Here is a 20,411-nt window from a genome sequence, read left to right on the forward strand (position 1 = left end):
AAGAAGCTCCAGGCCGAGACGAAGTCGCCGCTTGAGGCGTACAGCAAAGAGGTCGGCAAGGCCCTCTCGGATCAGGTTGCGACTGCGGTTGGTGAGGGGCTGAGCAAGGCCAACGCTCAGGCGTTCGGCCAGCGCGTCGGTGACTCGACACGTAAGGAGACCAGCCGCGGTGTCCGCGACGGTGTGACGGACGGCGCCGAGGTCTCGAAGAAGCCGCTTCGCACCGCCATCGGCAAGGCGCTTCGCGGCGGCTTCAGCTCCGGCTTCCGGTTCTTCCGCTCGTCCGCCCAGGCCGAGGGCGACGGCTTCCGCCGCTCGCTCGTCAGCGGTCTCGCGGGCGGCGTGCTGCGCGGTCTGTCCAGCGCGTTCAGCGCGGCCGGCAAGTTGGCGGGCGAGTTCGCGACCAACGTCAGCGAGGCACTGCGCGAGGGCGGCAAGGTCGCACTCTCGGCCGTGACCGGCCTGATCAGCACGGCAGCCGGTACAGCAGCGACAGGCGGGCTAAACCTCCTGCTCGGAGCGGTGATCGCAATCTCCGCTGCACTCCCGATCGCCATCGCCGGCTTTCTGGCGCTGGCCCCTGCGATCTACCTGGTCGGCGGCGCGGCCGGATCGTTGTTCACCCTCGCCACGGGCGGCATCGCCACGATGGCCGTGCTCGCCATGGCGACGCACGGGCTCGGTGACGCCTTCAACGAGCTCGGCGAGAAAGGCAAGATCAGCCGGGAGACGCTCGACAAGCTCGCGCCCGCCGCCGCGAAGTTCGTCCAGAAGGTCGCCCAACTCAAGAAGCCGTTCGCCGAGCTGACGAAGTACGTGCAGAGCCGCGTCTTCCGCAACCTCGCCGGCGTGCTGGACAAGCTCTGGAAGCGCTGGCAGAAGCCGCTCTTCAAGATCCTCGGCGGCGTCGGCAACACCATCAACGGCGTCCTCACGCGAATCGGCGCGGCCCTCAGCAAGAAGAGCTTCGTCGACAACATCGCGAAGGCCACGGCCGGCTTTGACGTCTTCCTGGGCCGGCTCGGCAAGAGCGCCGGCCCGTTGATCGACACGTTCGGCCGGCTGGCTGCCGCTGCGGTGCCCTTCCTGACGCAGCTCGGCGACCTGATCGGCGGCGTGATCGACCGTTTCTCCGCCTGGGTCGCGGCGGCCGACAAGAGCAACAAGCTCAAGTCGTTCTTCACCGATGCCGCTCAGGCGCTTCGGGACATCTGGGCGATCGGCGGCCTGAGCTTCAAGATCATCGGCGACATCGTCCGCATCCTCTTCCCGTCGGCGAAGTCCGCTTCGGGCAGCGTGCTCGGCGGCGTCCGCACGACGCTCGAAGACATCCACACCTGGCTCAGCGACCCGAAGAACGTCGCGGCGATCCAGAAAATGATCGACCAGATCAAGGACTTCGCGAAGCGCGCCGTGACCGAGTGGATTCCGGCGGTCGCCGGCTTCTTCGCCGAGGTCGGCAGGTGGATGGCCAAGGTCGCGGAGTGGGGCCGCAAGTGGGACGACTTCAAGCAGCGCGTCTCGATCGCGCTGGGCGCGGCCCTCGGCGTCGCCCGAGGCACGATCGGCGCCATCGTCGATCAGATCAAGCGGCTCGCTGACCCGCTTCGATCCGCTGGTGCGGCGTTCGGCCGTTTGAAGGCGGCCGTCAAGACGCACATCGCCCAGGCCGTCGCGGTGGTCCAAGGTCTTCCCGGGAAGATCGTCGCGGCGCTGGCCGGACTGCCGGGCCAGCTCTACGACGCCGGCAAGAACGCCGTCGCCGGGTTCATTCGGGGCTTGCTCTCCGACGCGAAGGGCCTGATCGGCGCCGGGACCTCGCTGGGCCGCATGGCATTTGACGCGGCGAAGAACTTCCTCGACATCAACTCGCCGTCGCGCAAGATGGCCGAGCTGGGCACCTGGGCGGCGAAGGGTTTCGTCGTCGGCATGGTCGGCGGCCTCGACGAGGTCAAGGCGACCGCCGAGAAGCTCGCCGAGAAGGCGCTCTCCGCGCTGCGGGCCAAGGGCCTCAGCGAGTCGGTTGCGAACAAGCGCGTCAACGCGCTGACCAAGGCGCTCGCGCCGAAGCAGAAGCAGATCGAGGCGCTCGCGAAGCAGTGGGACGCGCTGGCCGTGAAGATCTCCGACGCGAAGCAGAAGCTCGCCGACGCGATGCAGGCCCGCTCCGACTTCAGCGCCGCCGTCCGCAGCTCGGTCATCGACACCGGCTCGATCACGAGCATCGACGCGGGCAACTCCAGCGGGATCATCGCCTCGATGCGCGCCCAGCTCGTCCGGGCGCAGAAGTGGGCGAGCGTTCTCGGGCAGCTCCGCAAGCAGGGCCTCAACGACACGACCTACCGGCAGCTCGTCGAGGCGGGCCCGGACAGCCTGGAGATCGCCGAGACGCTACTCAAGGGCGGCAAGTCCGCGATCGGCGAGGTCAACAGCGTTCAGAAGCAGCTCGCCAGTGTGGCCGGCTCGGTCGGTGGGCAGGCGTCCGCAGCGCTCTACGACAGCGGTGTGAACGCTGCTCGTGGACTGGTCAAGGGGCTGGAGTCCCAGCAGGCCGCGATCGAGAAGATCATGGAGAAGATCGCGAAGTCGATGGTCAAGACCATCAAGAAGCAGCTCGGCATCAAGAGCCCGTCGCGGGTGCTGATGAAGCTCGGCAGCTACTCCGGCGAGGGCTACGCGAAGGGGCTGGAGAAGTCCGGCCGCAAGGTCACCAAGGCGTACTCCGCGCTGACCACGCTCCCCGACGCGCAGGTCCCGGGCGCCGGCGCGACGAGTGCGGGTTCCGGTGGTCCGCTGATCGGGTCGCTGACGCTCGCGGCCTCGAAGGAGACCGTCCGCGACCAGCTCGACGAGGTCACCTGGACGCTGCGGCGCATCCGGCGAGGCGGTGTCTATGCGTGATCGTGAGTGGCGGCTCGTCTACCCGGGCGTCGATCTGAGCTTCGGCCCGGTCGACGCCCCGGTCGTGCATCTGAGCGCCCCGGAGATCTCCGAGCCGGAGATCCGCACTGACGACACCGACCGGCCGCGTCAGGACGGCATCGCCTTCGGCGTCGACTTCACCGGCTCCCGCACCATCACTTTCGACCTGGGCGTCCTGGCGGACACCGAAGGGCAGGCCCGCACACTGCTCGCCGACCTGGCGAACGCCTGGCGGGCGAAGTCGATCCGCTCCTCGTCGCGCGGTGCGATGGCCGAGCTGCACGTCCAGCACGCCGGTCGGGAACGGGTGATCTACGGCCGCCCCCGTCGTTTCGCGGTCTCCGAGGAGGAGATCGGCGAGGGCTTCGCGGCGGTCGCGGCCGACTTCGTGACGGCCGATGACGTCTTCTACGGCCCGGCGGATGAGTCCGGCTCGGTCGCGCTCGTCCCGGCCCCGAGCGGCGGCCTGACCACGCCGCTGACCACGCCGCTGACCACCACGGCGAAGTCCGACCGCTCGACCGTCATCTCGGTCGGCGGCGAGTTGTCGGCCTGGCCGGTCGTTACGGTCTACGGCCCGATCACCACGCCGGTGATCGAGGTCGTCGGTAAGTGGCGCATGACGCTGTCCGCGAGTATCGCCGCAGGTGACTCCGTCACGGTCGACACCCGGCCGTGGGCCCGGACCGTCCTGCGCGCGGGCGGCGGTTCGCTGGCCGGCGCGCTCACCCGCGACTCCGTGCGCTTGGCCCGCGCCGCGCTGGCTCCCGGCAAGTACGAGATCGCGCTTCGCGGTATCGACGCGACCGGCACGGCCTCGATGCGCATCGCCTGGCGCCCGGTCTACGTATCTCTCTAGGAGGAAATCTTGGGCTGGGACTCCGTTCCCTGGCTCGTGGGCGGCGGCGCCGAGCACAGCCCCGAAGTCGGCCGTCTGCTCGCGTACGCCGCGATGGCCGGCAACGAGGGCATCATCGGCTCCGCCGACCTGCGGGTCGCCGCGCTCGCAACGCCCGGCTCGTCCGTGACCGTCGCTCCGGGCGCCTGCGGCATCCTCTGCCGCGCCACCAGCCAGCAGTACCAGATGTACGCGGGCCGCATGGCCACACAGGACACCGTCGCCATCTCGGCGACCGGCTCAGGCTCCGGCCGATCGGACCTGATCGTCGCGCGGGTCGAGGACCCCTGGCTCTCCGGCGAGCCCTGGGACGACCCGGCCAACCCGAAGGTCGGCCCGTACATCTACACCCGGGTCATCCCGAACGTCCCGAACACGACCACCACCGTGACCGGCCTCAACCTGGGTTACTCGGCAATCCCGCTTGCGCGTATCGACATCCCGGCGTCCACCGCCACGATCACGCAGGCCATGATCGTCGACCTCCGGAGGATCGCCAACCCGCGCCGGTCGCGGCAGCTCCTCGTCACCTCGCCGACGGCGACGCAGTCACTCACCAGCACCGCCGCGACCCCGGCGGACTGGCCGGCTGCGGCCGTCAAAACGGTCGCGGTGCCGTCGTGGGCGGTGCAGGCGAAGATCGTGATCACCGCCGCGGGCGTGGTGGCCGTCGGCGATGTGGTCGACGGCTGGGTCCGCAGTCGCTTCGGAACGGTATTCGGCCAGGAGACCTACTTCGACACCAACGGCGTCAGCGGCGGTAACGGCCTCGACAAGACACTGATGACCGCGGACGTCCTGAGCGTGCCTTCCAGTCTGCGCGGCACCTCGACGTCCGTGGCTCTGCAAGGTCGCCTTAAGTACCGAGGGTCATCCGGGCTCGGGCGGCTCGACGCCACGACCGGGACCACGCTCGTCGCGGACATCGAGTTCCTCGAGGTCGCCGAGTGAGCTGGCGCTACCTCGCCCAGCGCGCCCTCACCGGGGAATGGCTGAGCTGGGACCTACCGATCGACCGCGACGAGCTGAGCTGGGCCCTGTCCGGCCCCGGTGCTCTGCGCGGCACCATCTCCCCGGACGTCGGCCACCTCCGCGCCAGCGACGGAAGTCTCGTGCTTCAGGAATGGGGCACGCTGCTCTACGCCGAGGCCGACGGCGAGATCCGCTGGGGCGGCATCGTCGTCGGCTCCTCCTGGGACGGCCCGGCCTGGACCGTCGAGGCGGTCGGCATGTCGACCTATCCGAACGGCATCCCGTACCTCGGCGAGTACAGCCAGATCGACGCCGACCCGGCGGCCGTCTACCGCGACGTCTGGGCCTACGTCCAGGCGCAGCCGGACAGCAACCTCGGCGTCGCGGTCGACACGATCAGCACCCCGGCCCGAGTCGGTACCGCCGGATCTCCCTACGCGCTGTCGTGGTGGGAGGCGCCGGACTGCGGCTCAGCGCTCGACGAGCTGGCCAAGGCCGGCCCGTTCGACTACGCCGAGGAACACACCTGGAACGGCAACGCGGTCGCCCACCGCATCCGGCTCGGCTATCCCCGGCTCGGCCGCAAGCGCGACGATCTCGCCTTCGTCCAAGGCGACAACGTGACGAACGTGGTCACCGCGGAGCGCTCCGGCGACGCCTACGCCAATGAGGTCGTCGGGGTGGGCGCGGGCTCGGGCCGGGCGATCCTTCAGCGCCGCATCCCGATACGGGACGGCCGGCTCCGGCGGCCGGCGATCTACACCGACAAGACGATCAGCGACGCGGCCCGGCTGGACGCTGTCATCCGGCGCGAGCTGGACGCCCGGCGCGACGTGCTGGAGCTGCGCTCCGTCGAGGTCGTCGACCATCCCAACGCGCCCATCGGTTCGTGGCAGCTCGGCGATGACGTCCTGATTCAAGCGTCGCTGCCCTGGCTCGGCGACATCGCCGTCTGGGAGCGCGTCGTCGGCTGGTCGCTGATCTCCGAGACCCGAGTCTCCCTCACCCTCCAGCGTTCCGACTCCTTCACCTACGGAGGTACCGCATGACCGTGAGCGCCGACGCGCTCGCAACCGAGCTGGCCGACATGCGCCGCCGCCTGGAGGCGCTGGAACGCTCGGCCCAGATGTCCCGGACCTCGATCGAGGGTGGGGCGCTCGTCGTCAACGACGATGCCGGTTCGCCCGTGCTCACCGTCGGCCGGCAGTCCGACGGCGCCTACGCGGTCGCCGCGTCAAACGGCGCCCAGGTCGTCGCGAACGTCGTCGACCTGCCCGCCGGGTCGATCACCGAGACCGACATCGCCGAAGGCGCGATCAGCACACCGAAGCTCGCGGCGAATGCCATCACGGCCGACAAGATCGCGGTCGACGCCCTGGACGCGCGGACGATCCGCGGCAACACGATCATCGGCGCGCAGATCACCGGTAGCACCGTCACAGCGGGAACGGGCGGCGAGGTAGTTCTCGAAGAGGCCGGGCTGTTCATTACCAACCCGGATGACAACGCCCAGTACATCGCCCTGTCCTACACAGACCCCGAGATGGGCGTCGGCATCACCCTCGGCCCCGGCAAAGACCAGAGCGGCGCGTTCCCGAACTCCTGGCCCGGCTCAGCGGCGATCCACGCCACCGGATACGGCGACTACACCAACGACCCCGACGGCCGCTACGCACCGACACTGCGAATCGCCGCCCCCTACAACAGCTCGTACCCGTCCCCGCCGACCGGCATCGACTACTCCTTGATGCTGCTTCGGTCCGGCGACGAAGAGGGCGGCGACCCGAGAATCAGCCTGGTCACGAACATCGTCGAGGTCTCCGACCGCTTGACCACCGTTGGCGACGTCGCAATCGGTGGCGCTCTGGCCGTCGGCGGCGTGCCGGTCTTCCGCAATGTAAAGACGATCAATAACGCGCAAGGCACCGGAACCACCACGGTAGCGACGTACGCCGCGCTCCCCGGCACGTCGAGTCTTGCTTTCACCAAGAAATACAGCGGGACGCAGACCAAGTTGATCGCGCGGCTGACCGCTAGCTGTGCCGCGACGGCGGTGTCCACCGTTCGTATGGCCGTCCGTATCAGCGGCACCGATTACGACATCGCACACCGCAGCTTCGAGACCGTCAACAAACACGACCGGCTCAGCGGCGAGCGAGAGATCACCGGAGTTTCCGCCGGCACCTACACCGTCCAAGCGATGTGGCGACGTGTCAGCGGCACCGGAACGATCTCCAGCGACAGCAATGACTGGCTGAGTCTCGCCATCGAAGAAGTTCCTGTCTGACCTTCGCCGTATCCGGGCGCTCCTCATGTGAGGGGCGCCCTTTCTCATGCCTGGAAGGACCCGTTGACCACCGCTCCCGCGAACCTCAAGGCCGTCCGCGCGCTCCTGCTCGACCACCTCGACATCCACGAGAACAGCTCGGCCTACCCGACCGATCTGGACCCGCTGGAAGTCGGCATCGTCGGTGACACCGCGCACGTCAAGAACGGCAACAGCTACCACCTCGGCCTGCCCGAGCAGGCCAAGATCGGCTACGCCGCGACCGAATCGGCCCGCGACAAGGCCGGCCTTGCCGCCTTCGCTTCGGCCCTCGACGTCGGTTACTTCTCGGTCACCGTTAAGGGCAAGACCCACACGCTCCGTACCTTCAGCGCCTGGCTCGTCGCCGAATGCCGCAAGGGCGCCAGCGACACGCTCGACATCCGCGAGGTGATCTACAGCCTCGACGGCAAGACTGTGCATCGCTGGGACCGGCTCGGCAAGCGGTCGAGCGGCGACAGCTCTCACACCTTCCACACGCACATCTCATTCTTCCGCGACGCAACGAAGTCCGGCCGCGACCTGACCGCGCTCTTCAAGCGCTACCTGGTCTCGATCGGCCTCATCGCCGGCCCGAAGCCCGCCCCGACGCCGGCCAAGCCGTCCGCGCCGAAGCCGCCGGCCGGCCTGCCGAAGCACGCGCTCGGCTCGCGCCAGCTCAAGGAGGGGGCGAAGGGCACGGACGTCTGGGAGGCCCAGCAGCTCTTGAACGCCAAGGGCGCGAAGCTCAAGACCGACGGGGACTTCGGCCCCGCCACCGAGAAGGCCGTCCGCGCGTTCCAGCGGGCCAAGAAGCTCGACGACGACGGCATCATCGGCCCGCGCACGCTCACCGCCCTGCGGAAGAAGTGAGCCGCCCGTGACTTCCGCCATCCCGCCGCCCGACGAGGGCGGTGCCGCCGTCCTGATCGCCCTCGCCCGCCTGGAGGGCAAGGTCGACGCCGCCCTCGCCACGCAGGGCGCCCAGCTCGCCGAGCACGGCCGCCGCCTTGACGATCACGAGCCGCGTCTCCGGGCGGTTGAGAACCGCCCGACCGTCTCGCCGCGGGCGATGTGGACCGCCCTCGGCACGCTCGCCGCCATCGTCGCCGCCCTCACGCCCCTCGTCTCCCGCCTTTTCGCCTGAAGGAGCCCTCTTGTCCCGCCAGCCTGTTGTTTCCCGCGCCGCCATCGTGGCGGCGGTCGGCCTGATCGTCGCCCTGCTGTCGCACTTCGGTATCGCCATCCCGGAGGACATCCGGGAGGGCGTGATCGAGGTCCTCGCCGTGGCCGCCCCGCTGGTCGCCGCCTACTGGGCGCGCGGTCATGTCACCCCGACCGCCGACCCCCGGGCGGAGGACGGAACCCCTTTGGTTCCGGCTTCGACGACCGCCGGCCAGGACGCCACCGCCGAGGACGCATCGGCGGGCGTTCCGCCCGCGCCGGTCGAGTAACCGCCTGCGGCGTGGCGACGGTTCCGCCCGCCTGCCGCCTCCCGCCCCGCTGATCCGCCCGCCCCGCCCTTCCGGCCGCCTCGCCGAGGGCGGGGCCCTTTTCGTTTGAACACGCCCGCCGGCCATGGCGCATAGGCACGGCATGACACACCCGATCGTCGGCCTCGTCGGCCGCAAACGCACCGGCAAGGACACCGTCGCCATCCGTCTCGTGCAGCGGCAGGGTTTCCGCCGGCTGGCCTTCGCCGACCGCCTGCGCGACGCCGCCCTCGCCCTCAACCCGATCGTCGTTCCCCGCGAACCGGCGTGGGCGACGCTGCGTCTGGGCGACATCGTCGGGTCGGTCGGGTGGGAAACGGCGAAGGACGAGTACCCGGAGGTGCGGCGCACCCTGCAGGAGCTCGGCAACGGGATTCGCGCGCTCGATCCCGACTTCTGGCTCCGTCCGGTGATCGCCGAGGCACGGGCTAGCTGGCGACCGATCGTCATCACCGACGTGCGCTACCCGAACGAGGCGGACGCGGTCGAGCGGGCCGGCGGCGTGCTCGTCCGGATCACCCGGCCGGGTGGCGACAAGTCGGACGATCACGAGAGCGAAACCGCTCTAGAAGATCGAGAGACTCAAATGACCATTGCCAATGACCGCCTATTAGAACACCTGTTCGAGAAAGTCGACGCACTGGCCGCAATAGTGCGCTCCGTGTAACGCCAGACGCACCAAACGTGCAGGTAGGCCCCATAGCGACAGGCGCATACGCCTCGCTGTGGGGCCTTTTTGCTTGTCACCACTCACGCCGGGAACAGGCGCAGCGCACCGGCGGGACCAGCTATGCGTAAGACGACACACGCGCGTATTGTTTCCGCTGACGCCTCCCCATCTGACAGGAACCAGCATTGATGACTGCGACCCGAACGAAGCACGAGCTAAGCCGGGACCTCGTCCGCGCCTTACGCGCGCTTCGCAACGCGGATAGCGAGCACAGGCTGAGGCGCCTGCGCGAGGTTGCACGGCTCACCTTCGACCTGCGGGAACACTTCCTCACCCCCGCCGGCGAGCCGGACTGGGCGGGGCGGACCTGGGCGTACCGCAACCACGTCCGCGAGCAGTACAAAGAAGCCGGTTACGAGGCGGACGAGGCGACCAACACTCAGTCCAACGTCCGGTATCACATCTCCAACCTGGCCCGGACGCGGTTGTCCGAGGACGAGATCGCCAGTCTCGGCCTGCGGAAGGAGACACCGGTCGAGTACAACAGGTCGCAACGCGCGACCGCGCGGGCGCTGCTGGAAGCCGCGCAGGCGGCGGGCAAGGCGGACGACACCGAAGACGTCCTGAGGATGCTCGGCACGGCGCTGTTGATGCTCCAGAAGATCCCCGCAGCGACGATCGGCGACATGGAAGCCGACGACCGGCAGAAGGCACGCGGTGTGCTGTCGAAGCTCCGGGGCATCGTCGCCGACCAGCTCGACGCGACGGGCCGCGAGGAGTGACCGCCTCAACGCGGTGACGAAGTGACGGTTTGAACGTCACCCCCGTTTCTTGTTCTAGCTTTCCCTCCCCCTATATCCCCAATAACGAGTGACGTTTATTCCGTCACTTCATCACACGGACCGGCACGCGGCGCCCGCCTCCTCGCGAGGTTTGGGCGCCGTTCGCGCGTGAACTCCTGAACCGCGCTGGCGCATAGGAACGACGTCCCCTATCCGACTCCTTCAAGGAGGTTCGGACGTCGTGACGACGCCCAAAATCACCACCATCAGCCGGGGTGGTTCGCGGTTCTACGTGAACCCGGAGACCGGCGCCAAAGCCCCCGGCGTGACGTCGGTCATCAGCATGTTGCCGAAGCCGTTCTTGCAGCCCTGGGCCGCGAAGGTCGTCGCCACCTACGCCGTCGAGAACCTCGGCGAGATCGTCGGCATCGCCATGCGCGGCGACAGACAGGGCGCGATCGACTATCTGAAGGGCGCCCCCCGTCGTGATACCGCGAAAGCCGCAGAGGTCGGCAGCGAGGCCCACGACTATTTCGAGCGCATGGCCAAAGGCGAATCCGTCGGCCGGGTGCACCCCGACCTGAAGCCGTTCGTCGACCACTTCGACGAATTCCTTCAGGAATTCCAGCCCGAGGTGATTTTCACCGAGGAGACCGTCTGGTCGGAGAAACATGACTACGCCGGATCCTTCGACGCCTATGCGGTGATCGGCGGCGAGCGGCTCTGGATGGACTGGAAGACCACCAGGTCCGGCGTGCACCCCGAGGTCGCCATCCAGCTCGCGGCATACCGGCACGCCGACTACATCATCCGGCCGGACGGCTCACGCGTGCCGCTTCCGCAGGCCGACGGCGGCGCCGTGGTGCACGTGCGGCCCGAGGGCTGGTCGCTGGTCCCGGTCAACTGCGGGCCGGAGGCGTTCGAGGTGTTCAAGACGCTGCGCCAGGTCTTCGACTGGGAATCGGCCACCAAGGACACCGTCATCGGTGCCCCCGTGAACCGCGACCCCGGTTCGACGCCACGCCGGCGGACCGCCGCACCCCGCCGGCGGGCGGCGTGATCGGGACCGCCGACCGTGACGACGTGATCTGGCTCGCCGGCCTGCTGGAGGGCGAGGGAACCTTCGACCTGCACCGGGAGCGCTACCCGCGGGTGCGCCTGGAGATGTGCGACCGCGACGTCGTCGGTCGCGCCGCGACGCTGATGGGGGTCGGCGTGCGCGTGACGCTGCGCCGCGCCCCGGCGCAGGCGACCTTCCACGCCGAGGCGCAGGGCCCGAAGGCCGAGGCGGTCATGCGGGCGATCCTGCCGCACATGGGCGCCCGCCGCTCCGCGCGGATCGCCGCGGTGCTGGGCCGCTCCCCGAACACCGACAAGACGCCACCCCGGCTGTCCCGGCCGCCGGGCCTTCCGCTGAACACCCCGGCGCCCGCTGGCGCATAGGCAGCTCGACCACCCAACGGCGCGGATCGCTACCGCGCCCATCCCGGAAGGAGGCCCGCACTTGGGCCTGCGCATCTTCGAGACCGACCCCGACGCCGCCCCCAAGCCGCGCCAGCGGTTCGCCGACGACCTGGTCGGCCGGTTCCGCAGCGGCTACCAGATCAACGGCCGGCCCGCATCGCTTCAGAAATGGCGGGTGACCTCCGGAGACCCCGAGGTCGCGACCGCGATCTCCGACCTGCTGCGCGGCGAGAAGCCCCAGGAGTGGCAGACCCAGGGCGAGGACAACCTCGAAGTGTTCACCGCCGCCGAGAAGGTCAAGGTGATCATCGAGGGCCCGTCGGCCCTGCGCTCCGAGATGGTCCTCTGGGGCCGGGCCGGCGCGATCCGGCGCTGCGACGGCGTCGAGCAGACCGCCGACGACGCCAAGGGCCGGCCGTGCGAGTGCCCGGCCGGCTACACCGACCGCAAGGAGGCCGCGAAGAAGGGCACCGGGTGCCAGCCGAACGTGACCCTGTTCTTCCGGCTGGCCGAGGACCCGGACATGGGCCGGTTCAAGTTCACCTCCGGCTCCTGGTCACTGGTCCGCGACCTGGCGGACGTCGAGCTGAAGCTCGCCGCGATCGACGGGCCGGCCCTGGCCTGGCTCAAGCTCGAAGTCGTCGAGTACGACTCGGGCGGCACCCGGCGCTCCTTCACCAAGCCCGTGATCGACGTCATCGGCCCGGACAAGAGCGGCCGGTACGACGAGCCGCCCTTCTAGGCGAGATGCGTATGACGAGACACGCATAAGTGAGTAGACGCGGTCCCGGGGCCGGTGAGGACTTAATCGCCCGCCGGCCTCGGGGCCTTTCCACGTGAGGAGCCCTTTTTGAACGTCCGGCACGTCGTCGAGCAAGGCGACGACCGCACCGTCCCCGGCCCCGCCGACCTGCACAAACTCGGTCCTTCCGACATCGTGATGATCACCGGCGAACACACCGCCGAGCACTATGGCGCCTGGGCGGCCCCGATCGGCATGGCCGTGCTCCGCGGCGTGAAGGTGGGCCGCGCGTGAGCTACCGGACCCGTAGCTACGTCCCGCCGAACGTCCCGATGTACCGCGCAGCCGCGTACCAGGGCGACCGCCTCGTCGACACGACCGGGCCCTACGCGACCCGTGGTGCCGCCTCCCGTTCCCGCTCACGCATCACCCGCTGCGGTGTCGTCGTCCGCGTCGAGGAGTGCTTCCCGATCTGGGTCGCCGTGCCCGGTACGGAGATCGCTGAATGAGCAACCCGAACAAGGCGAAGGGCACCCGTTGGGAGACCGCCCTCGTCCGGTTCCTCGGTGCCGCGACGCTGCGGGCGTACCGGCCGGCGCAGGAGGGCCACAAGGACACGGGCGACCTGCACGGCCTGTCCCCGTTCATCGGCCAGGCCAAGGACTGGAAGTCCTGGGAGTCCGCGATCCGCGAGGGCCTGGACGGCGCCGAGCGCCAGAAGACGCACGCCCGCGAGGACTACGGCGTCGCCTTCGTCAAACGTGTCCGCCGCCCGACCGGTGCCGGATACGCCGTGATGACGATCGCGACCTTCGCTCGCCTGCTGGTCCGGCTGCGACGCGCCGAGCGGATCCTCGCCGAGGTCGCTCCCGGGCGATACGCCCTGCACCGGCTGGCCATCGCCGACGAGCTGGCCGCCGACTACGACGCCGTCGCGAAGACCGCCGAGAACACCGACGACGAGCCCGGCGCATAGGCCCGGCACCCGATGAAAGGAGCGTCTGTGACGCTTGACGATCTCCTCGGCAGGTTCGCCGAGATCGTCGAGGAGCGCGACGGCTGGGTCGTCCCCTGCCCGGCGCATTCCGATTCCCGCCCATCCCTGCGCGTGGCGGTGTCCGACGCCGGCCGCGTGCTGCTCAAATGCCGAGCCGGCTGCCCCACCGGGCGCCGTACGCCCGACGACGAGCCCGGCGTGCTGGAAGCCCTGGGGATGTCCTGGACCGACCTGGACGCCGTCGAGCCCGGCGAGGTCCGCGCCCGCGCGAAGTCGACCGACAAACCCGCCGGTCCGGCGGCGGTCGCCGCGCTGGCCGCCGATCTCGACCGCTGGACGGCGAACCTGATCAGCGGCGGGGAGCAGGCGTACGACTACGCCCGCGACCGGTTCGGGCTGGACGCCGCGGACTGTGAGCGGCTCGGCCTCGGATTCGCGGTCGGCCTGGGCGGCGGTCCGCGCCTGGTCGTCCCGTTCCGCGACGAGCTGGGCGTCCCCCGGGGCTACCAGGCCCGCGCCCTCGGCCAGGACGCCCGCGTTCGCTGGCTCGGCGCCAAATCACCCGACGGCGCGAGCTGGGCAAAGGTCGGATGGCTGCCGGGGCAGGCGGGCTGGGCCGAAGTCCTGGTGACCGAGGGCCCCGGCGACGGGCTGACCGCGTGTGCGGTCGGTTACGACGTCGCGCTCGTCCGCGGTGCCGGGCTGGCCGGCAGCGTCGCCGACGACATCGTCCGGATGGCGCACGGCCGCCCGATCGTCATCTGCGGCGACGCCGACCTCGCCGGTGACGCCTTCGCCCGTACGCTCGCCGCCGAGCTGGCCAAGCGCGGCGAATCCGTGCGCAAACTGCGTCCGCCGCGCGACGGCGACGACCTGACCGACTGGCGGGCGCGCAACCCTGCGGCGTTCGCATCCGACCTGACCCGCTCGGTGGCATCCGCTCCGGTCCTGGGCGGCGTCGCGGCCCGCCTCGACGCGTGGACCGACGCCGACCTCACCGAGGTCGCCTCCGCGCGCCGTCTGCGCGAGCACTTCGAGGCCGCCGGCTCGGGCGTGCGGTACTCGCCGGAGGCGGGCTTCTTCATCCTGGAGGCCGGGGTCTGGCGCCCGGACAAGCTCGACGGGGTTCGTACCGCCGCGCAGGAGGTCGCCCACGCGCTCTGGGAGGAGGCCGCCGACCTGGCGCGCGAGCTGGAAGCGATCAAGCAGGCCGGTGACCCCGCCGGCGAGGCGAAGGCCCTCGCGGCACGCGTCGGGAAACTGAAGGGGTTCGCGAAGAACGCGAACACCTCCAGGGGCATCGACGCCATGGTCCGCGAGCTCAAGGCGCTTCGCGGTGTCGCCGTCGACTTCGAGGCGTTCGACCGGCATCACCACCTGCTCGCCGTGCGCAACGGGGTGGTCGACCTGCGCTCGGGCGAGCTGCTCGCGCAAGACCCCGGTTACCTGCTCACCCGGCGCGTCGACCTGGACTACGAACCCGACGCGACCGCGCCGCGGTGGGAGGCGTTCCTCCGCGAGATCTTCCCGCACCGCAGCAAGCACGCCGGGCTGCCGGACTACATGCGGCGCCTGGTCGGGTACGGCATCACCGGCAGTACCGCTGAGCAGTGCTTCGCCGTGCTCTGGGGCAAGGGCGCGAACGGCAAGTCGGTGCTCACCGACACCCTGACCGAGGTCTTCCGCGAGCACACCGTCACGACCCCGTTCTCGACCTTCGAGGAACGCGGATCGGGCGGCATCCCGAACGATCTGGCCGCGCTCAAGGGCTCCCGGCTCGTGATGGCCGCCGAAGGCGAGCAGGGCCGGCCGATGGCCGAGGCGGTCCTGAAGCGGGTCACCGGCCGTGACCTGATCGCGGCGCGGTTTATGCGGCGCGAGTTCTTCGAGTTCCGGCCGTCGTTCCTGCTGCTGCTGGCGACCAACTTCCGGCCCCAGTTCCGGGGCCAGGACGAGGGCCTCTGGCGACGGGTGAAGCTGATCCCCTTCGAGCGGTACTTCGCCCCGGCCGAGCGGGACCACAAGCTCGGCGACAAGTTGCTCGCCGAGGCTCAGGGCATCCTCGCCTGGGCGGTGCGGGGCGCGGTCGAGTGGTATCGCGACGGGCTCGGTGACCCGCCGTGCATCGTGGACGCGACGAAGGAGTACCGGCAGACCTCGGACGCCCTGGCCGGCCTGCTGCCGGGCATCTTCATCTACGACGACGAGGGCCGGATCACGGGCAAGCTCGCCTACGACGCGTATCTCGCCTGGACTGACGAGGAGAACCTCCCCAGCAAGGAACGGTGGACACGCCGGACGTTCTTCGCGGCTCTGGAGGAACGCGGCGCCACGAAGAAGAAAGGCCGCGACGGCGTCTACTTCGAGGGCATCCGGCGTGCCCGCCAGCCCGACGCCGTCCCCGACCACGACGCCCCGGAAATTCCCGAGGAACCGCGAACACCTCCTAACCCGCTGGCGCATAGGCAGGACGTCCCCATCACCGGACCGTCGCTCGACGACGCGTTCTAGGAGGTCCTGCCCGTGTTCCGCGTCCCGCACACCATCACCGTCCACGACGACGCCAAGCGGTCGTCGATCGTCGTCGCGCTCACCAAGGACGAGGCCGACGCCTTCCGGTTCGCCGGCGAGCTGCTCGCGGCCGAGACCGGCAAGCAGGCGATCACCGTCGAGGAGCAGGCGTGAGCAGCCCGGCCGATGACTGCGGTGTGACCGGCGGATGCCAGGCGTGCCCGCTGTTCGCCGCGAAAGTCTGCGGCGACCCGGCACCCGGCGAACAACTCGCCCTCTTCGACCTGCCGGACGTCGACCCCGACGTCCCGGACGTCGACCCGGACGAGCCGAAGCCCGAGGGCGCCGGCTGCTGCGGGGGCGGCTGCTCCGCCTGACCCGCGCACCCGCCCCATCCCGGGGACCGCCTCCACCAGGGGGCGGTCCCCCTTCAGTTGTGTCCGAAGGAGCCACCGTGACCCTGCTCGCCTACTTCTCCGCCCCGTGGTGCGCGCCCTGCCGCAAGTTCGGTCCGCTGCTGACCGCCGAGGCCCAGGCCCGGGGCCTGTCGGTCCAGCGATTCGACGTGGATCGCGACGCCCGTACCTCAGCCCAGAACGGCATCACGTCGGTGCCGACCGTCCTGGTCTGGCGCGACGGCCAGGTCGTCGACCGGTTCGGTCAGCTCCCGCCGGCCGCTCTGCGCGAGCGCCTGGAGGCCGCGTGCGGACGCTGACCCATGTGGTCGCGGGACAGCCCTGCACGATCAACTTTCCCGAACGCCACGCCGACCTGATCGCCTTCGAGACCTTCCTCGCGCGGGGCGACAAGGTCATCGCCGTCGACACCGAGACGACCGGCCTGGACGTCTACACACCCCGTCACCGGCTGCGTCTCGTGCAGTTCGGCACCAGCACCGAGGCGTGGGTCCTCCGGGCCGACCTGTTCGCCCCGGCGATCATGCGGGCCCTGCGGCAACCGCGGTCGTTGCTCGTGCACAACGCCGCCTACGACCTTCTCGTGCTCAACCGCCACCTCGGCGTGACGATCGAGGAGATCGGGCCGCGCACGTTCGACACGCGCATCCTGGCGCACCTGCTCGACCCGCGCACCGAGTCGGAAGGCGGCATCGGGCTCGGCCTGAAACCACTGTCGGCGGTCTACGTCGACCCCGAGGCGCCCGACACGCAGAACGGCCTGACCGCAGTCTTTCGCGGGCTCGGCCTGACCAAGGCGACCGGTTGGGCGGGCATCCCGATCGACCACGAAACCTATGTCCGGTACGCCGGCCTGGACGTCATCTACGCCCATCGCCTCTTCGGCGAGATCGGCCCGATGGTCCGCGACATCGGACTCGATCACCTGTCGAAGTTCGAGCACCACCTGCAGACGCTGCTCGCGATCCTCCAGCGCCGCGGGATGCGCCTCGACGTGCCGTACGTCCAGCGGCTCAAGGGCGAACTGATCACCGAGGCCGAACAGTTCGCGGCCGTCGCCGCCCGGTACGGCGTCGCGAACGTCAACTCGACAGCCCAGGTCGCCGAGGCCCTGCTCGCCATGGGCGAGCAACTGCACGAACACACCCCGTCCGGTGCCCCGAAGGTCGACAAGAACGTCCTGTTGCCCCTCGCCGACCTCACCTTGCAGTGGGAGCGCATCGAGTCACGCACGCCGAACCCGCTCGCCGACGCGGTCGTGCGCTCCAAGCGAGCGCAGAAGTGGGCCGAGTCCTACGCACAGGCGTTCCTCGACCTCAAGGACGCCGACGACAGGCTCCACCCGTTCATCGGCGGTCTTCAGGCCCGCACCGCCCGCATGTCGGTGTCCCGGCCACCGCTGCAACAGTTGCCGTCCGGCGACTGGACGATCCGGCGGGCCTTCATTGCCGACCCCGGGCAGGCCATCATCGCCGCCGACTACCAGGCGGTCGAGATGCGCGTCCTGGCCGCGTTGTCCGGCGACGAGACGATGATTAAGGCGATTGCCGACGGCGTCGACCTGCACAGCTTCACCGCTGAGCGGGTCTTCGGGCCGGACTTCACCAAGCAGCACCGCAAGATCGCCAAGGCGGTCGGCTTCGGCAAGGTCTACGGCGGCGGCGCCGCGACGATCACCCGCCAGACCGGCGCGGACCTGGAGAGCGTCAAGTCAGCGCTCGCCGCCTACGACGCGACCTTCCCCGGCATCAAGCGGTACTCGCGCCGCCTGATGAACCGGGCCGAGTACGGCCGCAAAGAGGTCGTCACGCCGAGCGGCCGGCATCTGCCGCTCGACCGCGACCGGCTGTACGCGGCCACGAACTACGTCGTTCAGAGCACGTCGCGTGACCTGCTGGCACAGGCCATCGTCGACCTCTTCGACGCCGGCCTCGGCGAGCACCTGCTGTTGCCGGTACACGACGAACTGATCGCTCAGGCCCCACGCGACGAGGCCGCGGAGGTGATCCGCGAGATCGGCCGCGTGATGGAGAGCAACTTCTACGGCGTCCGGATCGCAAGCGACCCCGAGGTGTACGGCCCCAGTTGGGGCCACGGATACGGAGCATCAGCATGACCCACCACAAGATCGACATCGACCGCCTCGGGGCCGACCCGGACGAGCTGCGCCTGACTCAGCTCGTCGCTTGGGCGCGGGCCGAGGCCGACGCACTGGACATGGTCATCCCGGCGGCCGTCGAGGCCCAGTGGACAGCGGCACCCGTCGCCCGTCCGCGAGACGACACGACCGAGCGGGCGAAGAACCAGCGGGCCGATCCGACGAGCGACGTGGCCCTGGACACGGCCCGGCAAGCGCTTCGACAACAGGTAGTAGAGTCCGAGACTTCGTTGCGTAAGACGATCATCGCTCTACGCGGCGTCCGACTTGGACTGGAGCGCTCTTTGACCTCGTGGACCGAATAGGCATCCTCCAGATGGACGACACGACGACGTCACCACCGCGCCTCACCAAACAGGTGCGGGTGTATCTCGCCGCGCCGACCGCCCGGCACCGAGCACAGCACGAGTTCTCGTGCGCCTTCTATGCCGAGCTGGGCTTCCGCGGATTCGACGTCGTCACTCCCGCCGGCACCCTCGGCTGGTCGAGCAAATCGACCGACGAGATGCTCGCCGCCCTGGACAAAGACCTGAACGCCCTGGCCAATTGCGACTGCCTGGTCGTCATGCCGGGCGGCGAGCGACTCGCCGAGGTGACCCTCGCCCGGTCGCTCGGAATACCGGTCTTCACGGCCGAGGAGCTCGTCTCCACCCTGCCCGACTGACGCTCCCGCCGGGCCGGAGAACCCCGTCACCGAAGCTCGCGACCGCGGCCTCACGCGCTCGGCTCAACATCGCGCCCTCCCGCCCGAGTTGCGTGTGACGACCCTCGCACTAAACGTTCAGCGGTTTAGGTGCGTACACCGTTAGACGCAAGTCATAGTTGCTGCTCTCGCGCAACTCGAACGCCCGTGCGATCAGGGCCGGCGACGTCGGCCGGCCCCTTCACGCCCTCGGAGGCATCACTATGTCCGCTTTTGACGCTATCTGGTCAGGTTCCGCCCGGCACATCGAGACCGCCGACGACGAGGTCGCCCTCATCGAGCGGGCGAAGGCCGGCGACGAGCCGGCGATCCTTCGGCTGGCCGAGTCGTACGTCTCGCACATGCGCAAGGCGATCACGCGCTACACCCGCGTCCTGCCGCTGGACGATGCCCGGCAGGCTGCCTTCGTCGGATTCCTGGAGGCGATCCGGGCCGTCGACCTGGCCAAGACCGACCGGCTCGTCTCCATCGTGCGGCCGTACCTGATCAACGCCCTCGACGCGGCGTCGAGCGAGGCCCGCGAGGGATTCAGCGTTCCGACGCGCACCCTGGAGCGCTTCTACAACATCCTCGCCCAGGCGGACGGCGACCCGGCCGCCGCCGCGAAACTCGCCCCCCGGTACGAGATGCGCGAGAGCACCTTCTGGGACGTCTACGCCGCCGTGACGGCAAACGAGTCCCTGGAGAGCGCCCTCGACGCCCAGGGCGACGCAGCTCTTCACGCGGTCACCTCACCGGCCGAGATCGTGGACGCCGAGGATCGCGTCCTGGTCGACCTGGCGTTCGCCGCGGTGAACGAACTCGAGCGCGAGGTCTGCCGGCTCTACTACGGATTCACCGAGTACGACACCGTGCCGGACGCCGAGATCGGTCACCGGCTCGGCTTCTCCCGCCTCAAGGTGCAGCGCACACGTCAGCGCGCTTTGACCGATATGCGTATGACGATCGCCGCATAAATCGGTGCACGGGGGTCGTGAACGGCACGGCCCTCGGTGGCGCATAGGCCCTCCGACCCGACCCACGAAAAGGACACCCCGATGCCGCACCCGATCGACCGCGACCTCGTCACGCACCGCGACTACGACCTCGTCGACTTCGACGAACGCGACCAGCGCGACACCCAGCGGATCGAGCACCTCCGCGAGGTCGTCTACGACCTGCCGGGCCGCCCCGGCGTCCGGCGGTGATCCGGCGCTTCCGGCGCCCGCCCGCAGACCTGCCCGGCTGGGAGTCCCCCGAGGGAACCGCCGAGCTTCGCGCCCTGGTCGACGCCGTCCGCGCGGAGACCGCCATCTCGCATGGCTATGTGCCGCGCCACGCCTCCGAGCTGGTCGCCGACACGCCGCTCGATTACCTCCCCCGCCACCTGGCGCCCTGA

General features: G+C 69.7%; 26 protein-coding genes. All 26 read left to right on the plus strand.

Features of this window, described 5'->3' with window-relative positions; translation table 11 throughout:
* Positions 1 to 183 precede the first annotated feature (183 nt).
* The 26 genes from Acy02nite_RS33865 (at position 184) to Acy02nite_RS33990 (ending at position 20,411) form a co-directional block, all read left to right on the plus strand.
* On the plus strand, positions 184 to 2,901 hold the full coding sequence (locus tag Acy02nite_RS33865; protein WP_203750211.1) for a phage tail protein: 2,718 nt from the start codon (positions 184 to 186) through the stop codon (positions 2,899 to 2,901).
* Entirely contained in the window at positions 2,894 to 3,781 is an 888-nt protein-coding gene (locus Acy02nite_RS33870) for a phage tail family protein (protein WP_203750215.1), read from the plus strand. The genes Acy02nite_RS33865 and Acy02nite_RS33870 overlap by 8 nt, the downstream gene beginning before the upstream one ends.
* Before the next feature lie 9 nt (positions 3,782 to 3,790).
* Positions 3,791 to 4,771 (plus strand): hypothetical protein, encoded by a 981-nt coding sequence (locus tag Acy02nite_RS33875; protein WP_203750218.1) that lies wholly within the window; start codon positions 3,791 to 3,793, stop codon positions 4,769 to 4,771.
* Positions 4,768 to 5,841, plus strand: a complete 1,074-nt coding sequence (locus tag Acy02nite_RS33880; protein ID WP_203750220.1) for a hypothetical protein — start codon at positions 4,768 to 4,770, stop codon at positions 5,839 to 5,841. Before Acy02nite_RS33875 ends, Acy02nite_RS33880 begins: the two co-directional genes overlap by 4 nt.
* Positions 5,838 to 7,079, plus strand: a complete 1,242-nt coding sequence (locus Acy02nite_RS33885) for a hypothetical protein (protein ID WP_203750223.1) — start codon at positions 5,838 to 5,840, stop codon at positions 7,077 to 7,079. Before Acy02nite_RS33880 ends, Acy02nite_RS33885 begins: the two co-directional genes overlap by 4 nt.
* A 63-nt stretch (positions 7,080 to 7,142) precedes the next feature.
* Positions 7,143 to 7,970: a peptidoglycan-binding domain-containing protein gene (locus tag Acy02nite_RS33890; RefSeq protein WP_203750226.1), complete on the plus strand. Its 828-nt coding sequence runs from the start codon at positions 7,143 to 7,145 to the stop codon at positions 7,968 to 7,970.
* A gap of 7 nt (positions 7,971 to 7,977) precedes the next feature.
* Positions 7,978 to 8,244, plus strand: a complete 267-nt coding sequence (locus Acy02nite_RS33895) for a hypothetical protein (protein ID WP_203750229.1) — start codon at positions 7,978 to 7,980, stop codon at positions 8,242 to 8,244.
* A gap of 10 nt (positions 8,245 to 8,254) precedes the next feature.
* Entirely contained in the window at positions 8,255 to 8,551 is a 297-nt protein-coding gene (locus tag Acy02nite_RS33900) for a hypothetical protein (RefSeq protein WP_203750231.1), read from the plus strand.
* 142 nt (positions 8,552 to 8,693) lie between these two features.
* Positions 8,694 to 9,257, plus strand: coding sequence for a deoxynucleotide monophosphate kinase family protein (locus Acy02nite_RS33905; RefSeq protein ID WP_203750234.1), 564 nt, complete (start codon positions 8,694 to 8,696; stop codon positions 9,255 to 9,257).
* A gap of 191 nt (positions 9,258 to 9,448) precedes the next feature.
* Positions 9,449 to 10,042 (plus strand): hypothetical protein, encoded by a 594-nt coding sequence (locus Acy02nite_RS33910; RefSeq protein ID WP_203750236.1) that lies wholly within the window; start codon positions 9,449 to 9,451, stop codon positions 10,040 to 10,042.
* Between the two features lie 292 nt (positions 10,043 to 10,334).
* Positions 10,335 to 11,102 carry a hypothetical protein gene (locus Acy02nite_RS33915; protein WP_203750239.1) on the plus strand — a complete coding sequence of 256 codons (768 nt, stop codon included), beginning with the start codon at positions 10,335 to 10,337 and terminating at the stop codon, positions 11,100 to 11,102.
* On the plus strand, positions 11,099 to 11,485 hold the full coding sequence (locus Acy02nite_RS33920; protein ID WP_203750242.1) for a hypothetical protein: 387 nt from the start codon (positions 11,099 to 11,101) through the stop codon (positions 11,483 to 11,485). The genes Acy02nite_RS33915 and Acy02nite_RS33920 overlap by 4 nt, the downstream gene beginning before the upstream one ends.
* Positions 11,486 to 11,546: 61 nt before the next feature.
* Positions 11,547 to 12,248: a recombination directionality factor gene (locus Acy02nite_RS33925; protein WP_203750245.1), complete on the plus strand. Its 702-nt coding sequence runs from the start codon at positions 11,547 to 11,549 to the stop codon at positions 12,246 to 12,248.
* A gap of 108 nt (positions 12,249 to 12,356) precedes the next feature.
* The gene (locus Acy02nite_RS33930; protein ID WP_203750248.1) at positions 12,357 to 12,542 is read left to right on the plus strand and encodes a hypothetical protein; all 186 of its coding nucleotides are present in this window, start codon (positions 12,357 to 12,359) and stop codon (positions 12,540 to 12,542) included.
* A complete protein-coding gene (locus tag Acy02nite_RS33935) occupies positions 12,539 to 12,757 on the plus strand; it encodes a hypothetical protein (RefSeq protein WP_203750251.1) in 219 nt (72 codons plus the stop codon). The genes Acy02nite_RS33930 and Acy02nite_RS33935 overlap by 4 nt, the downstream gene beginning before the upstream one ends.
* Positions 12,754 to 13,224, plus strand: coding sequence for a hypothetical protein (locus Acy02nite_RS33940; RefSeq protein ID WP_203750254.1), 471 nt, complete (start codon positions 12,754 to 12,756; stop codon positions 13,222 to 13,224). Before Acy02nite_RS33935 ends, Acy02nite_RS33940 begins: the two co-directional genes overlap by 4 nt.
* Before the next feature lie 27 nt (positions 13,225 to 13,251).
* Positions 13,252 to 15,756, plus strand: a complete 2,505-nt coding sequence (locus Acy02nite_RS33945; RefSeq protein WP_203750258.1) for a phage/plasmid primase, P4 family — start codon at positions 13,252 to 13,254, stop codon at positions 15,754 to 15,756.
* Positions 15,757 to 15,768: 12 nt separating this feature from the next.
* Positions 15,769 to 15,930 carry a hypothetical protein gene (locus tag Acy02nite_RS33950; protein WP_203750261.1) on the plus strand — a complete coding sequence of 54 codons (162 nt, stop codon included), beginning with the start codon at positions 15,769 to 15,771 and terminating at the stop codon, positions 15,928 to 15,930.
* Entirely contained in the window at positions 15,927 to 16,133 is a 207-nt protein-coding gene (locus tag Acy02nite_RS33955) for a hypothetical protein (RefSeq protein ID WP_203750264.1), read from the plus strand. Before Acy02nite_RS33950 ends, Acy02nite_RS33955 begins: the two co-directional genes overlap by 4 nt.
* A 77-nt stretch (positions 16,134 to 16,210) precedes the next feature.
* Positions 16,211 to 16,471: a thioredoxin family protein gene (locus Acy02nite_RS33960; RefSeq protein ID WP_203750267.1), complete on the plus strand. Its 261-nt coding sequence runs from the start codon at positions 16,211 to 16,213 to the stop codon at positions 16,469 to 16,471.
* Positions 16,459 to 18,288, plus strand: coding sequence for a DNA polymerase (locus tag Acy02nite_RS33965; RefSeq protein ID WP_203750270.1), 1,830 nt, complete (start codon positions 16,459 to 16,461; stop codon positions 18,286 to 18,288). Before Acy02nite_RS33960 ends, Acy02nite_RS33965 begins: the two co-directional genes overlap by 13 nt.
* Positions 18,285 to 18,635 carry a DUF7169 domain-containing protein gene (locus Acy02nite_RS33970; protein ID WP_203750273.1) on the plus strand — a complete coding sequence of 117 codons (351 nt, stop codon included), beginning with the start codon at positions 18,285 to 18,287 and terminating at the stop codon, positions 18,633 to 18,635. The genes Acy02nite_RS33965 and Acy02nite_RS33970 overlap by 4 nt, the downstream gene beginning before the upstream one ends.
* Before the next feature lie 11 nt (positions 18,636 to 18,646).
* Positions 18,647 to 18,994, plus strand: a complete 348-nt coding sequence (locus Acy02nite_RS33975) for a hypothetical protein (protein WP_203750289.1) — start codon at positions 18,647 to 18,649, stop codon at positions 18,992 to 18,994.
* A gap of 242 nt (positions 18,995 to 19,236) precedes the next feature.
* Complete coding sequence (locus Acy02nite_RS33980; RefSeq protein WP_203750292.1) at positions 19,237 to 19,989, plus strand: sigma-70 family RNA polymerase sigma factor; 753 nt, start codon at positions 19,237 to 19,239, stop codon at positions 19,987 to 19,989.
* A gap of 81 nt (positions 19,990 to 20,070) precedes the next feature.
* Positions 20,071 to 20,220 carry a hypothetical protein gene (locus Acy02nite_RS33985; protein WP_203750295.1) on the plus strand — a complete coding sequence of 50 codons (150 nt, stop codon included), beginning with the start codon at positions 20,071 to 20,073 and terminating at the stop codon, positions 20,218 to 20,220.
* Positions 20,217 to 20,411 (plus strand): hypothetical protein, encoded by a 195-nt coding sequence (locus Acy02nite_RS33990; RefSeq protein ID WP_203750298.1) that lies wholly within the window; start codon positions 20,217 to 20,219, stop codon positions 20,409 to 20,411. The genes Acy02nite_RS33985 and Acy02nite_RS33990 overlap by 4 nt, the downstream gene beginning before the upstream one ends.

This window comes from Actinoplanes cyaneus (assembly GCF_016862095.1).
GTDB lineage: Bacteria > Actinomycetota > Actinomycetes > Mycobacteriales > Micromonosporaceae > Actinoplanes > Actinoplanes cyaneus.

Coding starts and splice junctions, on each gene's coding strand:
- Acy02nite_RS33905 (WP_203750234.1), top strand. CDS start 8,694: ATGACACACCCGATCGTCGGCCTCGTCGGCCGCAAACGCACCGGCAAG.
- Acy02nite_RS33975 (WP_203750289.1), top strand. CDS start 18,647: ATGGACGACACGACGACGTCACCACCGCGCCTCACCAAACAGGTGCGG.
- Acy02nite_RS33985 (WP_203750295.1), top strand. CDS start 20,071: ATGCCGCACCCGATCGACCGCGACCTCGTCACGCACCGCGACTACGAC.
- Acy02nite_RS33940 (WP_203750254.1), top strand. CDS start 12,754: ATGAGCAACCCGAACAAGGCGAAGGGCACCCGTTGGGAGACCGCCCTC.
- Acy02nite_RS33885 (WP_203750223.1), top strand. CDS start 5,838: ATGACCGTGAGCGCCGACGCGCTCGCAACCGAGCTGGCCGACATGCGC.
- Acy02nite_RS33910 (WP_203750236.1), top strand. CDS start 9,449: ATGACTGCGACCCGAACGAAGCACGAGCTAAGCCGGGACCTCGTCCGC.
- Acy02nite_RS33980 (WP_203750292.1), top strand. CDS start 19,237: ATGTCCGCTTTTGACGCTATCTGGTCAGGTTCCGCCCGGCACATCGAG.
- Acy02nite_RS33970 (WP_203750273.1), top strand. CDS start 18,285: ATGACCCACCACAAGATCGACATCGACCGCCTCGGGGCCGACCCGGAC.
- Acy02nite_RS33870 (WP_203750215.1), top strand. CDS start 2,894: ATGCGTGATCGTGAGTGGCGGCTCGTCTACCCGGGCGTCGATCTGAGC.